This is a genomic window from Streptococcus sp. SM5 (genome assembly GCF_027497975.1).
Genome location: NZ_JAJNSC010000015.1, coordinates 1 through 15234 on the forward strand (window position 1 = coordinate 1; position 15234 = coordinate 15234).

At 41.8% G+C, this 15234-nt stretch carries 12 protein-coding genes, 1 tRNA gene and 2 pseudogenes; 12 read left to right on the forward strand and 3 right to left on the reverse strand.

All coding sequences use genetic code 11. The annotated features are described in order from the left end of the window. Positions 1-71, reverse strand: a pseudogene (locus PAN07_RS11355) (transposase); the annotation flags it as partial. 83 nt (positions 72-154) lie between these two features. After that, a tRNA-Ser gene (locus PAN07_RS11360) sits at positions 155-242 on the reverse strand. Positions 243-403: 161 nt separating this feature from the next. Here PAN07_RS11360 and PAN07_RS11365 point away from each other — a divergent pair. The 4 genes and pseudogenes from PAN07_RS11365 (at position 404) to PAN07_RS11380 (ending at position 6498) form a co-directional block, all read left to right on the forward strand. Beyond that, the gene (locus PAN07_RS11365) at positions 404-1144 is read left to right on the forward strand and encodes a DeoR/GlpR family DNA-binding transcription regulator (protein WP_247934463.1); all 741 of its coding nucleotides are present in this window, start codon (positions 404-406) and stop codon (positions 1142-1144) included. Beyond that, a complete protein-coding gene (pfkB, locus tag PAN07_RS11370) occupies positions 1141-2052 on the forward strand; it encodes a 1-phosphofructokinase (protein WP_269797952.1) in 912 nt (303 codons plus the stop codon). The genes PAN07_RS11365 and pfkB overlap by 4 nt, the downstream gene beginning before the upstream one ends. After that, positions 2049-4000 (forward strand): annotated as a pseudogene (locus PAN07_RS11375) (fructose-specific PTS transporter subunit EIIC). The gene pfkB and the pseudogene PAN07_RS11375 overlap by 4 nt, the downstream one beginning before the upstream one ends. 194 nt (positions 4001-4194) lie before the next feature. Next, positions 4195-6498, forward strand: a complete 2304-nt coding sequence (locus tag PAN07_RS11380) for a DNA translocase FtsK (RefSeq protein ID WP_346658458.1) — start codon at positions 4195-4197, stop codon at positions 6496-6498. Positions 6499-6542: 44 nt separating this feature from the next. Here the strand turns inward: PAN07_RS11380 and PAN07_RS11385 are convergent, their stop codons facing one another. Continuing rightward, positions 6543-6977, reverse strand: a complete 435-nt coding sequence (locus PAN07_RS11385; protein WP_033687159.1) for a DUF6556 family protein — start codon at positions 6975-6977, stop codon at positions 6543-6545. 138 nt (positions 6978-7115) lie between these two features. On the opposite strand from PAN07_RS11385, the gene PAN07_RS11390 reads away from it, so the two are divergent. The 8 genes from PAN07_RS11390 to PAN07_RS11425 all read left to right on the forward strand — a co-directional run bounded on the left by PAN07_RS11390 (position 7116) and on the right by PAN07_RS11425 (position 15227). Beyond that, entirely contained in the window at positions 7116-8258 is a 1143-nt protein-coding gene (locus PAN07_RS11390; protein WP_084926893.1) for a cysteine desulfurase family protein, read from the forward strand. 8 nt (positions 8259-8266) lie between these two features. Next, complete coding sequence (thiI, locus tag PAN07_RS11395; protein ID WP_269797953.1) at positions 8267-9481, forward strand: tRNA uracil 4-sulfurtransferase ThiI; 1215 nt, start codon at positions 8267-8269, stop codon at positions 9479-9481. Positions 9482-9617: 136 nt separating this feature from the next. After that, positions 9618-10442 (forward strand): alpha/beta hydrolase, encoded by an 825-nt coding sequence (locus tag PAN07_RS11400; protein ID WP_269797954.1) that lies wholly within the window; start codon positions 9618-9620, stop codon positions 10440-10442. Between the two features lie 20 nt (positions 10443-10462). After that, positions 10463-11203: an esterase family protein gene (locus PAN07_RS11405; RefSeq protein ID WP_138702948.1), complete on the forward strand. Its 741-nt coding sequence runs from the start codon at positions 10463-10465 to the stop codon at positions 11201-11203. 12 nt (positions 11204-11215) lie between these two features. Then, entirely contained in the window at positions 11216-12382 is a 1167-nt protein-coding gene (locus PAN07_RS11410) for an ATP-grasp domain-containing protein (RefSeq protein ID WP_269797955.1), read from the forward strand. A gap of 158 nt (positions 12383-12540) precedes the next feature. Beyond that, positions 12541-13446: an aquaglyceroporin Gla gene (gla, locus tag PAN07_RS11415; RefSeq protein ID WP_084863148.1), complete on the forward strand. Its 906-nt coding sequence runs from the start codon at positions 12541-12543 to the stop codon at positions 13444-13446. Positions 13447-13569: 123 nt separating this feature from the next. Then, a complete protein-coding gene (locus PAN07_RS11420; RefSeq protein ID WP_269797956.1) occupies positions 13570-14295 on the forward strand; it encodes a CppA N-terminal domain-containing protein in 726 nt (241 codons plus the stop codon). Further along, on the forward strand, positions 14292-15227 hold the full coding sequence (locus tag PAN07_RS11425) for a serine hydrolase domain-containing protein (protein ID WP_247932707.1): 936 nt from the start codon (positions 14292-14294) through the stop codon (positions 15225-15227). Before PAN07_RS11420 ends, PAN07_RS11425 begins: the two co-directional genes overlap by 4 nt. Positions 15228-15234 lie beyond the last annotated feature (7 nt).

Here is a 15234-nt window from a genome sequence, read left to right on the forward strand (position 1 = left end):
AGCTTCTCTATGCTATATCCTTGTTTTCTAAGTTTATAGATCTGAACTTTATCATCATAAGTTAATTTCATAATAAAAACACCCCAAAAGTTAGATTTTTTCTGTCTAACTTTTGGGGTGCAGTTCATTTCTTGGGTATCTTTTTTAAAATAAACGGAAGACATGGGATTCGAACCCACGCACGCTGTTACACGCCTACCGCGTTTCCAACACGGCCTCTTAAGCCTCTTGAGTAATCTTCCAATACTTACTCAAATAGTCTACCATAAAGGCTCTTATCTTGCAATAAAAATTCTAGAAATAAGAAAAATGATAGATTTTGAAAGAAAATGATAAAAAATGCTTGACTTCGAAAGAAAGTGTGATAGAATAAATAGTGTAAACGATAACAGGAGGTGATTCAGTGTTAAAAACAGAGCGGAAGCAACTGATTTTAGAGGAGTTGAATCAACATCATGTAGTCTCTCTAGAAAAATTAGTTAGTTTGCTAGAAACGTCAGAATCAACGGTTCGAAGAGACTTGGATGAGTTGGAAGCGGAAAACAAGCTTCGTCGCGTGCATGGCGGAGCAGAATTGCCCCATTCCTTGCAGGAAGAAGAAACCATTCAAGAAAAATCTGTCAAAAACCTTCAAGAGAAGAAATTGCTAGCTCAGAAGGCAGCCTCTCTCATTAAAGAAAAAGATGTCATCTTTATCGATGCTGGAACAACAACTGCTTTTTTGATTCATGAATTGGTCAATAAGAATGTTACAGTCGTGACCAACTCCATTCACCATGCTGCTCAGTTGGTTGAAAAGCAGATTCCAACGGTCATGGTTGGAGGAAGTGTCAAGATGGCGACAGATGCTAGCATCGGGGGCGTTGCTCTTAACCAGATTAACCAATTGCACTTTGACCGTGCCTTTATCGGGATGAATGGTGTGGACGATGGCTATTATACGACTCCTGATATGGAGGAGGGGGCTGTGAAGCGTGCTATTTTAGAGAATGCCAAACAGACCTATGTCTTGGTCGATTCGTCTAAGATTGGACAAACTTGCTTTGCAAAGGTAGCACCACTCAAACGCGCTATTGTTATCACAAGTCAAGGGCATGAGCTCTTGCAGGCTATTAAGGAGAAAACGGAGGTAATAGAAGTATGATTTATACAGTCACACTCAATCCATCCATTGACTATATTGTCCGTTTGGACCAAGTCCAAGTCGGTAGTGTCAATCGTATGGACAGTGATGATAAGTTTGCTGGTGGGAAAGGAATCAATGTCAGTCGTGTCTTGAAACGCTTGGATATTCCAAATACAGCGACTGGATTTATCGGTGGCTTTACTGGTAAATTTATTACAGATACTTTGGCAGAGGAAGAAATCGAGACACGTTTTGTCCAAGTGGCAGAAGATACTCGTATCAATGTTAAAATAAAAGCAGACCAAGAAACAGAAATCAACGGAACGGGTCCAACTGTTGAACCAGCCCAGCTAGAAGAGTTGAAAGCTATTTTATCGAGTCTGACAGCAGAAGATACGGTTGTATTTGCGGGTTCAAGTGCTAAAAATCTAGGCAATGTTATCTACAAGGATTTGATTGCCTTGACGCGCCAGACGGGTGCGCAAGTCGTTTGTGATTTTGAAGGACAGACCTTGATTGATAGTTTGGACTACCGGCCACTTTTGGTTAAACCAAACAATCATGAACTTGGAGGGATTTTTGGGGTTAAACTCGAAAGTTTAGATGAAATCGAGAACTATGCTCGTCAGTTACTGGCCAAAGGAGCTCAAAACGTCATTATCTCCATGGCTGGGGACGGTGCCCTTCTTGTCACATCTGAGGGAACATACTTTGCTAAACCAATCAAAGGGACAGTCAAAAATTCAGTTGGGGCTGGTGATTCTATGGTCGCTGGATTTACAGGTGAATTTGTCAAATCTAAAGATGCAGTAGAAGCCTTCAAATGGGGAGTAGCTTGTGGAACGGCAACCACCTTCTCAGACGACTTGGCAACGGCGAAATTTATTAAAGAAACATATGAAAAAGTTGAGGTAGAAAAACGATGAAAATTCAAGACCTATTGAGAAAAGATGTCATGTTGCTGGATTTGCAGGCAACTGAAAAAACAGCTGTCATCGAGGAGATGATTAAAAGTTTGACAGACCACGGTTATGTAACAGATTTTGAAACCTTTAAAGAAGGAATTTTGGCGCGTGAATCCTTGACTTCTACAGGTTTGGGTGACGGAATCGCAATGCCTCACAGTAAGAACTCTGCTGTAAAAGAAGCGACAGTTCTCTTTGCCAAGTCAAACAAGGGTGTTGACTACGAAAGCTTGGATGGACAAGCAACTGACCTCTTCTTCATGATTGCGGCTCCAGAAGGTGCTAATGATACCCACTTGGCTGCCTTGGCAGAATTGTCTCAATACTTGATGAAAGACGGCTTTGCTGATAAACTTCGTCAAGCAACATCAGCTGACCAAGTCATTGAACTTTTTGACCAAGCTTCAGAAAAAACTGAAGAGCCTGTTCAAGCACCTGCTAATGACTCTGGTGACTTTATCGTAGCTGTTACAGCTTGTACAACAGGTATTGCCCACACTTACATGGCCCAAGAAGCCCTTCAGAAAGTGGCTGCTGAAATGGGGGTTGGTATCAAGGTCGAAACCAACGGAGCTAGCGGTGTTGGAAACCAACTAACTGCAGAGGATATCCGCAAGGCTAAAGCTGTTATCATCGCAGCAGACAAGGCAGTTGAAATGGATCGTTTCGATGGCAAACCATTAATCAATCGTCCAGTTGCTGACGGTATCCGTAAGACAGAAGAGTTAATTAACTTGGCTCTTTCAGGAGATGCTGAAGTCTACCGTGCAGCTAATGGTGCAAAAGCTGCAACAGCCTCTAACGAAAAACAAAGCCTTGGTGGCGCCTTCTACAAACACTTGATGAGTGGTGTCTCTCAAATGTTGCCATTCGTTATCGGTGGTGGTATCATGATTGCCCTTGCCTTCTTGATTGATGGTGCTTTAGGTGTTCCAAATGAAAACCTTGGCAATCTTGGTTCTTACCATGAGTTAGCTTCTATGTTCATGAAAATTGGTGGAGCTGCCTTTGGTTTGATGCTCCCAGTCTTTGCAGGTTATGTTGCATACTCTATCGCTGAAAAACCAGGTTTGGTAGCAGGTTTCGTGGCTGGTGCTATTGCCAAAGAAGGTTTTGCCTTTGGTAAAATTCCTTATGCCGCAGGTGGTGAAGCAACTTCAACTCTTGCAGGTGTCTCATCTGGTTTCCTAGGTGCCCTTGTTGGTGGATTTATCGCAGGTGCTTTAGTTCTTGCTATCAAGAAATACGTTAAAGTTCCTCGTTCACTCGAAGGTGCTAAATCAATTCTTCTCTTGCCACTTCTTGGAACAATCTTGACTGGATTTGTCATGCTAGCTGTGAATATCCCAATGGCAGCAATCAATACTGCTATGAATGACTTCCTAGGCGGTCTTGGAGGAGGTTCAGCTGTCCTTCTTGGTATCGTCCTTGGTGGAATGATGGCTGTTGACATGGGGGACCAGTCAACAAAGCGGCTTATGTCTTTGGTACAGGTACGCTTGCAGCAACTGTTTCTTCAGGTGGTTCTGTAGCCATGGCAGCAGTTATGGCTGGAGGAATGGTGCCACCACTTGCAATCTTTGTCGCAACTCTTCTTTTCAAAGATAAATTTACTAAAGAAGAACGCAACTCTGGTTTGACAAACATCATCATGGGCTTGTCATTTATCACTGAGGGAGCAATTCCATTTGGTGCCGCTGACCCAGCTCGTGCTATCCCAAGCTTCATCCTTGGTTCAGCAGTAGCAGGTGGACTCGTTGGTCTTACTGGTATCAAACTCATGGCGCCACACGGAGGAATCTTCGTTATTGCCCTTACTTCAAATGCTCTTCTTTACCTCGTTTCTGTCTTGGTAGGAGCAATCGTAAGTGGTGTGGTCTATGGTTATCTACGTAAACCCCAAGCATAAAACTTATACTCTTCGAAAATCAAATTCAAACCACGTCAGCATCGCCTTGCCGTACTCAAGTACAGCCTGCGGCTAGCTTCCTAGTTTGCTCTTTGATTTTCATTGAGTATTAGATATAAAATGAAAAGATTGGACCGTTTGGTGCAGTCTTTTTCTCTTTCCGAAATGCTTGTGAAATATGGTATAATAGAAGAATGGCAAACAAGAATACAAGTAAAACAAGACGGAGACCGTCTAAAGCAGAACTCGAAAGAAAAGAAGCGATTCAACGAATGTTGATTTCGTTGGGAATCGCGCTTTTATTGATTTTCGCAGCCTTCAAATTAGGGGCTGCAGGTATCACCCTTTACAATCTAATTCGCTTGCTGGTAGGTAGCCTAGCTTATTTGGCAATAGTTAGTATCCTGCTCTACCTCTTCTTTTTCAAGTGGATACGAAAACAGGAAGGACTCTTATCAGGATTTTTCACCATATTTGCTGGCTTACTCTTGGTTTTTGAGGCCTACTTGGTTTGGAAATATGGTTTGGACAAGTCGGTCTTAAAAGGAACCATGGCTCAGGTTGTGACGGATTTGACTGGTTTTCGAACGACCAGTTTTGCTGGAGGGGGCTTAATTGGGGTCGCTCTTTATATGCCAACCGCCTTTCTTTTTTCAAATATCGGTACTTACTTTATTGGAGTTATCTTGATTTTAGTGGGCGCTCTCCTAATCAGTCCTTGGTCTGTTTACGATATTGCTGAATTTTGCAGTAAAGGCTTTGCCAAATGGCGAGAAGGGCATGAGCGTCGAAAAGAGGAACGCTTTGTCAAACAAGAAGAAAAAGCTCGTCAAAAGGCTGAGCAAGAGGCTAGATTAGAACAAGAAGATGCCGAAAAAGCCTTACTTGATTTGCCTCCTATTGATATGGAAACGGGTGAAATTCTGACTGATGATGTTGTGCTTGACGTTCCACCTGTTCCAGAAGAAGATTGGGTGGAACCAGAAATCATCCTGCCTCAACCGGAGCTTGAATTCCCTGAAAAGGAAGATGGCTCTGATGATGAAGATGTTCAGGTCGATTTTTCAGCAAAGGAAGCCCTCGAATACAAACTTCCAAGCTTACAACTCTTTGCCCCTGATAAACCCAAAGACCAGTCTAAAGAGAAGAAAATCGTTCGGGAAAACATCAAAATCTTAGAAGAAACCTTTGCTAGCTTTGGTATCAAGGTAACGGTTGAACGGGCCGAAATTGGTCCATCTGTGACCAAGTATGAAGTCAAGCCTGCAGTGGGTGTACGGGTCAATCGCATTTCCAATCTAGCAGATGACCTCGCTCTAGCCTTGGCGGCCAAGGATGTCCGAATCGAAGCACCTATCCCAGGGAAATCCTTAGTCGGAATTGAAGTACCTAACTCTGAGATTGCGACAGTTTCTTTCCGAGAACTATGGGAACAATCTCAAACGAAAGCAGAAAATCTCTTGGAAATTCCTTTAGGAAAGGCTGTTAATGGAACCGCAAGAGCTTTTGACCTTTCTAAAATGCCCCACTTGCTAGTCGCAGGTTCAACGGGTTCTGGAAAGTCAGTAGCTGTTAACGGCATTATCGCTAGCATCCTCATGAAGGCGAGACCAGACCAGGTCAAGTTTATGATGGTGGACCCTAAGATGGTTGAGTTGTCTGTTTACAATGACATTCCTCATCTCTTGATTCCAGTTGTGACCAATCCACGCAAAGCCAGCAAGGCCCTGCAAAAGGTTGTGGATGAAATGGAAAACCGTTATGAACTCTTTGCCAAGGTAGGAGTCCGTAATATTGCAGGCTTTAATGCCAAGGTAGAAGAGTTTAATACTCAATCTGAGTATAAGCAGATTCCGCTACCGCTCATTGTTGTGATTGTAGATGAGTTGGCTGACCTCATGATGGTGGCCAGCAAGGAAGTGGAAGATGCCATCATTCGTCTCGGACAGAAGGCGCGTGCTGCAGGTATCCACATGATTCTTGCAACCCAGCGTCCATCCGTTGATGTCATTTCTGGTCTGATCAAGGCCAATGTCCCATCTCGTGTCGCTTTCGCAGTTTCATCAGGAACAGACTCCCGTACTATTTTAGATGAAAATGGAGCTGAGAAACTGCTTGGTCGAGGAGATATGCTCTTTAAACCGATTGATGAAAATCATCCAGTTCGTCTCCAAGGATCCTTTATCTCGGATGATGATGTTGAACGCATCGTAAACTTTATCAAGGCTCAGGCAGATGCGGACTACGATGAGAGTTTTGATCCAGGTGAGGTTTCTGAAAATGAAGGTGAATTCTCAGATGGTGAAACTGGTGGAGATCCGCTTTTTGAAGAAGCCAAGGCTTTGGTAATCGAAACTCAGAAAGCTAGCGCATCTATGATTCAGCGTCGTTTGTCAGTTGGATTTAACCGTGCGACCCGTCTCATGGAAGAGCTTGAGATGGCAGGTGTCATTGGTCCAGCTGAAGGTACCAAACCAAGAAAAGTTTTACAACAATAAAAAAATAGCTTCTTTCCAAGTTTGGAAGGAGGCTATTTTAGTGATTATTGATTAGTTTTATTTTCCGAAGTTGGACTATTGGACTGTTTTTCATTTTCAGTAGCAGGTTTACTTGGAGTAGGAGCAGGAGTAGTAGAGTCCTGAGTTGCTGTTTTCTGCTCTTCTTTTTTCTCTTCCTTGACGCTAGCTTTTGGTGTTTCCTCTTGCTGTGTTTTTTCTTGAGAAGTGTTATTTTCCTTATTGGGACTAGTGTTTTCCTGAGGGGATTCCTTTTGAATTTCTTTGACAATGGTTGTCGTCTGGCTTGTCGTAGGTTCTTTTTTAGTATTTTTGTTATTATCCAAGGCGTTCATAATCGTGATACTTGCGGTAATTAAGCCAAGGATACTACCGATAGTAGCAACGGTTTTTTGAAAGACTGTAAAGCCTTTTTTGATGTGTTCTGTTTTTGGTTTTGAAGTTCTACGATAATTAGACATACATTCTCTCCTTTAATTAAAATTTATTATACCGCATTTCTTTAAAAAAATCTTAAAAAAAGAGGAATTGCCCTTTCTTGTCGCAGGCACCGTTTCATGATACAATAGAAGGAGTGATTTTAGAAAGTGTGAGAAAACATGATTTACTTTGATAATTCGGCGACGACCAAGCCCTATCCTGAAGCCCTTGAAACTTATATGCAGGTGTCTTCAAAAATTTTAGGAAATCCATCTAGTCTTCATCGTTTGGGAGACCAGGCAACACGAATCTTAGATGCTTCCCGCCAACAGATTGCAGATTTAATCGGTAAGAAAAGCGATGAAATCTTCTTTACTTCTGGTGGGACAGAAGGAGATAACTGGGTCATCAAGGGTGTGGCCTTTGAAAAAGCCCAGTTTGGAAAGCACATCATTGTATCATCCATTGAACATCCGGCAGTCAAAGAGTCAGCCCTCTGGTTAAAAAGTCAAGGATTTGAAGTGGATTTTGCTCCAGTTGATAACAAAGGATTTGTGGATGTTAAAGCGTTAGCAGATTTGATAAGACCTGATACGACCCTCGTTTCCGTCATGGCTGTGAACAATGAAATCGGTTCTGTTCAGCCCATTGAGGCTATTTCAGAACTGTTAGCAGACAAGCCGACTATTTCCTTCCACGTTGATGCGGTTCAGGCACTTGCCAAGATTCCGACTGAAAAGTATCTGACAGAACGAGTGGATTTTGCGACTTTCTCTAGTCACAAGTTTCACGGAGTTCGAGGTGTTGGATTTGTCTATATCAAGTCTGGCAAGAAGATTACGCCTCTGTTGACTGGTGGTGGTCAGGAGCGTGATTATCGTTCAACAACTGAAAATGTGGCAGGAATTGCAGCGACAGCCAAGGCTCTCCGTTTGTCTATGGAAAAGCTAGGTTTCTTTACTAGCAAGACTGGGCAGATGAAGGCAGTGATTCGCCAAGCCCTTCTGGACTATCCAGATATTTTTGTCTTTTCAGATGAGGAAGACTTTGCCCCTCATATTCTGACTTTTGGAATCAAGGGTGTTCGCGGTGAAGTCATTGTTCATGCCTTTGAAGACTATGATATTTTCATCTCAACGACCTCTGCTTGTTCATCCAAGGCAGGGAAGCCTGCAGGGACTTTGATTGCCATGAGAGTGGACAAGGATAAGGCCCAGTCAGCTGTACGTTTAAGCCTAGACCTTGAAAATGATATGAGTCAGATTGAGCAGTTTTTGACCAAGTTAAAATTGATTTACAATCAAACTAGAAAAGTAAGATAGGAGCATTCATGCAATATTCAGAAATTATGATTCGTTACGGTGAGCTGTCAACCAAGGGTAAAAACCGTATGCGTTTCATCAATAAACTTCGCAATAATATTTCAGACGTTTTGTCTATCTATCCCCAAGTTAAGGTAACGGCAGATCGTGACCGTGCCCACGCTTACCTCAATGGAGCAGATTACACAGCAGTAGCAGAATCGCTCAAACAAGTTTTTGGAATTCAAAACTTTTCCCCTGTTTATAAGGTTGAAAAATCTGTAGAAGTTCTGAAGTCTGCTGTTCAAGAGATTATGAAAGATATCTACAAGGAAGGCATGACCTTTAAAATCTCTAGCAAGCGTAGCGACCACACCTTTGAACTTGATAGTCGTGAACTCAACCAAACACTTGGAGGGGCTGTATTCGAAGCCATTCCAAATGTGCAAGCTCAAATGAAAAGTCCTGATATCAATCTCCAAGTGGAGATACGTGAAGAAGCAGCCTATCTTTCTTATGAAACCATTCGTGGGGCAGGTGGATTACCAGTGGGAACTTCAGGTAAGGGGATGCTTATGTTGTCAGGAGGGATTGACTCACCTGTAGCAGGTTATCTTGCTTTGAAACGTGGAGTGGATATTGAGGCTGTTCATTTTGCCAGCCCACCTTACACCAGTCCTGGAGCCCTTAAAAAAGCCCAAGATTTGACCCGTAAATTGACCAAGTTTGGGGGAAATATTCAGTTTATCGAAGTACCTTTCACAGAGATTCAAGAGGAAATTAAGGCCAAGGCGCCAGAAGCCTATCTCATGACCTTGACGCGTCGTTTTATGATGCGGATTACCGATCGTATTCGCGAGGTACGAAATGGTTTGGTTATCATCAATGGGGAAAGTCTTGGTCAAGTAGCTAGCCAGACCTTGGAAAGCATGCAGACTATCAACGCTGTAACCAGTACTCCAGTCATTCGTCCTGTGGTGACTATGGATAAGTTAGAAATCATTGACATCGCCCAGAAAATCGATACCTTTGACATTTCAATCCAGCCATTTGAAGACTGTTGTACGATTTTTGCACCAGATCGTCCAAAAACAAATCCTAAGATTAAGAATGCGGAGCAATACGAAGCTCGCATGGATGTTGAAGGTTTAGTTGAGCGAGCAGTGGTTGGAATCATGATTACTGAAATCACGCCTCAGGCTGAAAAAGATGAAGTGGATGACTTGATTGATAATCTCCTCTAAATCAGAAAATCCAAAAGAATTTAGAAAAATAAATGAAAAAGTTAGTTTTTAATCCAAAAATGGAAGCAAAACTAACTTTTTTTCTATTTTTGTGGTATAATAAGATAAAATTTTGAATATAGAGAGTTTTCTGACAATGAATCATTCCTACTTTTATTTAAAAATGAAAGAACACAAACTCAAGGTTCCTTATACAGGTAAGGAGCGCCGTGTACGTGTTCTTCTTCCTAAAGATTATGAGAAAGATACTGACCGTTCCTATCCTGTTGTTTACTTTCATGACGGGCAAAATGTTTTTTATAGCAAAGAGTCTTTCATTGGTCACTCATGGAAGATTATCCCAGCTATTAAGCGTAATCCTGATATCAGTCGCATGATTGTAGTTGCCATTGACAATGATGGTATGGGGCGGATGAATGAGTATGCAGCTTGGAAGTTCCAAGAATCTCCTATTCCAGGGCAGCAGTTTGGTGGTAAGGGTGTGGAGTATGCCGAGTTTGTCATGGAGGTGGTCAAACCTTTTATCGATGAGACCTACCGTACCAAATCTGACCGCCAGCATACGGCTATGATTGGTTCCTCACTAGGCGGCAATATTACCCAGTTTATCGGTTTGGAATACCAAGACCAAATTGGCTGTTTAGGGGTCTTTTCATCTGCTAACTGGCTCCATCAAGAAGCCTTTAATCGCTATATTGAACGCAAGAAACTATCGTCTGACCAGCGTATCTTTATCTATGTTGGAACTGAAGAAGCAGATGATACGGACAAGACCCTGATGGCTGGTAATATCAAACAAGCCTATATCGATTCGTCTCTTCGGTATTACCATGATTTGATAGCAGGTGGGGTGCACTTAGATAATCTTGTCTTGAAAGTTCAGTCTGGTGCCATCCATAGTGAAATCCCTTGGTCGGAGAATTTACCAGACTGTCTGAGATTTTTTGCAGAGAAATGGTAAGTTAGAAAAGGAGAAATCAAATGCATATTGAAAACCTTAGCCACTGGAGTGGCAATCTTAACCGTGAAATGTATCTTAATCGTTATGGACATGCTGGGATTCCAGTTGTGGTTTTTGCTTCATCAGGTGGTAGTCACAACGAATACTATGATTTTGGCATGATTGATGCCTGTGCTTCTTTTATCGAGGAAGGCCGTGTCCAGTTCTTTACCCTATCCAGTGTTGACAGTGAGAGCTGGTTAGCCACTTGGAAAAACGGTCACGACCAAGCAGAGATGCATCGTGCCTATGAGCGCTATGTGATTGAGGAGGCCATTCCTTTTATCAAGCATAAGACAGGTTGGTTTGATGGTATGATGACGACAGGTTGCTCCATGGGCGCCTACCATGCACTCAATTTCTTCCTTCAGCATCCAGATGTCTTTACCAAGGTGATAGCTCTTAGTGGTGTTTACGACGCACGTTTCTTTGTCGGCGATTACTACAATGACGATGCTATTTACCAAAACTCGCCAGTAGATTATATCTGGAACCAGAACGACGGCTGGTTTATTGATCGTTATCGTCAGGCAGAGATTGTGCTGTGTACGGGTCTTGGTGCCTGGGAACAAGATGGTCTACCATCTTTCTACAAGCTCAAAGAAGCCTTTGACCAGAAACAAATTCCAGCCTGGTTTGCTGAATGGGGACACGATGTCGCCCATGACTGGGAATGGTGGCGCAAACAAATGCCTTATTTCCTCGGCAATCTCTATTTATAAAAGGAGTGACCTATGAATTACCTTGTTATTTCTCCCTACTATCCGCAAAACTTTCAACAGTTTACTATTGAACTAGCTAATAAAGGCATCACAGTCTTGGGAATTGGCCAAGAACCTTACGAGCAATTGGATGAGCCCTTACGCATTAGCCTGACTGAGTATTTCCGTGTTGATAATCTTGAAAATGTAGACGAAGTCAAGCGTGCAGTTGCATTTCTTTTCTACAAGCATGGTCCTATCGATCGCATCGAGTCCCATAATGAATACTGGCTTGAGCTGGATGCAACACTCAGAGAACAATTTAATGTCTTTGGTGCCAAACCAGAAGACCTCAAAAAGACTAAATTTAAGTCTGAAATGAAGAAATTGTTCAAAAAAGCAGGTGTCCCCGTGGTACTTGGAGCTGTTATCAAGACGGAAGCAGATGTGGATCAAGCTGTGAATGAAATCGGCCTTCCAATGATTGCAAAACCTGACAATGGAGTGGGGGCAGCCGCAACCTTTAAGCTTGAGACAGCAGACGATATCAATCACTTCAAGTCTGAATGGGACCATTCGACCGTTTATTTCTTTGAAAAATTTGTCACTTCCAGCGAAATTTGCACCTTTGATGGTTTAGTGGACAAGGATGGTAAAATTGTCTTTTCAACAACCTTTGACTACGCCTATACACCGCTTGATCTCATGATTTATAAGATGGACAATTCTTACTATGTACTCAAGGATATGGATCCCAAACTTCGCAAGTATGGGGAAGCCATTGTCAAGGAATTTGGTATGAAAGAACGTTTCTTCCATATCGAGTTCTTCCGCGAGGGAGATGATTACATCGCTATTGAGTACAATAATCGTCCTGCAGGTGGTTTCACCATTGATGTTTATAATTTTGCTCATTCCTTGGATCTTTATCGTGGCTATGCAGCTATAGTCGCAGGAGAAGAGTTCCCAGAGTCAGACTTTGAACCTCAGTATTGTTTGGCTACGTCTCGCCGTGCATATGCTCATTATGTCCATTCTGAGGAGGACTTGCTTGCCAAATATAGCCAGCAGTTCAAGGTTAAAAAAATCATGCCAGCGGCCTTCGCAGAACTTCAAGGAGATTACCTTTATATGCTGACAACTCCGAGTCGACAAGAAATGGAGCAAATGATTGCAGATTTCGGACAACGTCAAGAATAAGAACTTTCGGATTAAGGAAAATTACTCCCTTAATCCTTTTGTTTTTTATAAGAAATAAAACCGCTTTCTCATATATTCTTTTAGAAAACATATTGCTAAAAGATATAAAAATTGATAGAATAAGGATTGTCTAAAAAATTTTAAGGAGAATCTATCAAATGGATTTTACATGGGCAATTAAATATGCCACTGAATTCTTGGGAACTGCTATTTTGATCATTCTTGGTAATGGTGCAGTTGCTAACGTTGAACTTAAAGGTACGAAAGGTCACCAAAGTGGCTGGCTCGTTATCGCTGTTGGTTACGGTATGGGGGTTATGATTCCAGCTTTGATGTTTGGTAACGTATCAGGTAACCACATCAACCCAGCCTTCACTCTTGGACTTGCAATCAGCGGTCTCTTCCCTTGGGCACAGGTAGCGCCTTATATCCTTGCACAAGTTTTGGGTGCTATCTTTGGTCAAGCCTTGGTTGTGGCAACACACCGCCCATACTACTTGAAAACTGAAAATCCAAACAACATCTTGGGTACTTTCTCAACAATTTCAAGTTTGGATAATGGTACAAAAGAATCACATTTTGCAGCAACTGTTAATGGTTTTGTAAATGAGTTTGTTGGTTCATTTGTTCTTTTCTTTGCAGCTCTTGGAATGACTAAAAACTTCTTTGGTGCTGAACTAGTATCAAAAGCACAAGCGGCTATTAATGCTCAAGTTGCACAAGCAACTACTCAAGGTCAAACCATTCCTCAAGAACAAGTAACAGCAGCACTTGACCAAGCTAAAGAACAAGTAGCACCATTTATGACATCTGGTCTTGGAATTGCTCACTTGGCAGTAGGTTTCCTAGTTATGGCCTTGGTAACATCACTTGGTGGACCTACAGGACCTGCCTTGAACCCAGCCCGTGACTTGGGACCACGTCTCCTTCATGCTTTCCTTCCAAAATCAGTTCTTGGTGAGCACAAAGGTGATTCAAAATGGTGGTACTCTTGGGTACCAGTAGTAGCACCGATCGCAGCAGCAATTGCCGCAGTAGCTATCTTCAAATTCCTTTACCTATAAGAAATTGAAACCGAGGAAATCCTCGGTTTTTTAGATGAAATTTTACGAAAAAAAGCTAAATCTGAGCATAATTTCTTGTAAAAAATTCTAAAATCCTTTAAAATAAAAGAGTTGGAGGAATTTATGAATGTAAATCAGATTGTACGGATTATTCCTACTTTAAAAGTTAATAATAGAAAATTAAATGAAACATTTTATATAGAAACCCTTGGCATGAAGGCCTTGTTAGAAGAGTCAGCCTTTCTGTCACTAGGTGATCAAACAGGTCTAGAAAAGCTGGTTTTAGAAGAAGCTCCAAGTATGCGCACTCGTAAGGTAGAGGGAAGAAAAAAACTAGCTAGATTGATTGTCAAGGTGGAAAATCCCTTGGAAATCGAAGAACTCTTATCTAAAACAGATTCGATTCATCAATTATATAAAGGTCAAAACGGCTACGCTTTTGAAATTTTCTCACCAGAAGATGATTTGATTTTGATTCACGCGGAAGATGATAGAGCAAGTCTAGTAGAAGTAGGAGAAAAGCCTGAATTTCAAACAGATTTGGAATCAATTTCTTTGAGTAAGTTTGAGATTTCTATGGAATTACATCTCCCAACTGATATCGAAAGTTTCTTGGAAACATCTGAAATTGGGGCATCACTTGATTTTATCCCAGCTCAGGGGCAGGATTTGACTGTGGACAATACGGTTACTTGGGACTTATCTATGCTCAAGTTCTTGGTTAATGAATTAGACATAGCAAGTCTTCGCAAGAGGTTTGAGTCTACTGAATATTTTATTCCTAAGTCTGAAAAATTCTTCCTTGCTAAAGATCGAAATAATGTTGAATTGTGGTTTGAAGAAGTATGAAGTGGACCAAGATTATTAAAAAAATAGAAGAACAAATCGAGGCAGGGATTTATCCCGGAGCCTCTTTTGCGTATTTTAAGGACAATCAATGGACGGAGGTCTATTTAGGCCAGAGTGACCCAGAGCATGGCTTGCAGACCGAGGCAGGACTAGTTTATGACTTAGCCAGTGTCAGCAAGGTTGTTGGGGTTGGGACAGTTTTTGCTTTTTTGTGGGAAAAAGGCAAATTAGATATTGACAGTCCTGTAACCGATTTTTTACCTGAGAGTGATTATCCAGACATCACTATTAGACAGCTCTTAACCCATGCTACAAATCTTGATCCGTTTATTCCCAATCGTGATCTTTTAACTGCCTCAGAATTAAAGGAAGCGATGTTTCATCTCAACAGACGAAGTCAGCCAGCCTTTCTTTATTCAGATGTCCACTTTTTGCTTTTAGGCTTTATTTTGGAAAGAATCTTTGATCAAGACTTGGATGTGATTTTACAAGAACAAGTCTGGAAACCTTGGGAAATGAAGGAAACTCAGTTTGGTCCTGTTGAGCTTGCTATTCCAACAGTCAGAGGTGTAGAGGCCGGTATGGTACATGATCCCAAGGCTCGCCTCTTGGGCAGACATGCAGGTAGTGCTGGTTTATTTTCGACTGTAAAGGACTTACAAATCTTTTTAGAACACTATTTAGCAGATGATTTTGCAAGAAATTTGAGTCAAAATTTTTCTCCTTTGAATGACAAGGAACGTTCTTTGGCATGGAATTTGGAAGGAGATTGGCTAGACCATACGGGCTATACAGGTACCTTTATCATGTGGAATCGTCAGAAGCAAGAAGCGGCTATTTTCCTATCGAATCGTACCTATGAAAAGGATGATCGGGCTCAATGGATTGTAGACCGCAATCAAGTGATGGACTTGATTCGTAAAGAAGAGTAAGGAGAGA